This window comes from Turicibacter sp. GALT-G1 (assembly GCF_025594995.1).
Taxonomy (GTDB): Bacteria; Bacillota_I; Bacilli_A; order MOL361; family Turicibacteraceae; genus Turicibacter; species Turicibacter bilis.
Map to the genome: position 1 here is coordinate 1 of NZ_JAMQUS010000103.1, position 959 is coordinate 959.

2 protein-coding genes and 1 pseudogene are annotated in these 959 nt (G+C 31.6%); 2 read left to right on the plus strand and 1 reads right to left on the minus strand.

The genetic code is table 11. The features are described 5' to 3' along the window. Positions 1-338: pseudogene (locus NEH74_RS13255) on the plus strand (single-stranded DNA-binding protein); the annotation flags it as partial. A gap of 137 nt (positions 339-475) precedes the next feature. Next, positions 476-703: a hypothetical protein gene (locus NEH74_RS13260; RefSeq protein ID WP_055305632.1), complete on the plus strand. Its 228-nt coding sequence runs from the start codon at positions 476-478 to the stop codon at positions 701-703. Between the two features lie 7 nt (positions 704-710). Here the strand turns inward: NEH74_RS13260 and NEH74_RS13265 are convergent, their stop codons facing one another. Continuing rightward, positions 711-929: a hypothetical protein gene (locus NEH74_RS13265; protein ID WP_055305633.1), complete on the minus strand. Its 219-nt coding sequence runs from the start codon at positions 927-929 to the stop codon at positions 711-713. Positions 930-959 lie beyond the last annotated feature (30 nt).

Consider the following 959-nt stretch of genomic DNA (forward strand, 5'->3'; position numbering starts at 1 on the left):
ATGTTTTAAAAGGAATGATGATTGGGATTGAGGGGCGATTACAAGTCAGAAATTATGAGAATGAAGCGGGAGTCCGCCAGTATCTATCAGAGGTTTTAGTCAATCGATTCACTTTTCTAGAATCTAAAAAAAGTAGTACGATACCTGAACCTGTAGAGCCTTTTAATCCCGCTATGGAAAGTAATATTAACCCGTTTGATCCAAACTTCTCAAATCCTAATTACTCTCCCACCAGTCAAAACTACAACAATCCCTTTACAACCGCTACAACTTTGGCTGGGAGTCTAAATAGGGCAATGAATCCTATTTCCGTTAGTGATGATGATTTACCGTTTTAAAAGAAAAGTCTACTTAAAAAAATCGTTGAAGCGATTAGAACAAGAAGCATTACAGTTGTATAACCATAAATTGTTATATTTTGGATAATGTTGTATAATGAAACTAATTCAGAAACAGAGGGGAGGGGAATGTTGGTATGGTAAAGCGAATCTTTTTGTTTATATTAGGTATTATCATCATTCAATTCAGCGCTTCTTTAGGTTATGCAACTTTAAATTTTGTCTACATAAATAAAAATTTAGCCGAAGAATATTCGTTACTATTGAATGGATACATTTATTCATATATGTTAATAGGATTTTTAATATTTACGATTGGAATATTTGACTGGATTCTGGAAAAAATAAAAGCCTCTCACACATGAGAGACTTTTATTTTAATTTATCTGCTAAAAATTGTGTGCATGTTATAACAGTTGATATTGTTGTAGAAAACCCGAGCATTTGTAATGCATCTTCCCAAACAATTGTTGTTACCTGTGTGTTAGTTAATAATGATGCCCCAAAAAACAAAATAAAAGAAACTACTAATACAATGATTATCCAATTAATTACATAATGAACAATTGATTTATTTTCCTTCTCTTGCACAACTTATCACCTACCAATATTTTCAATATT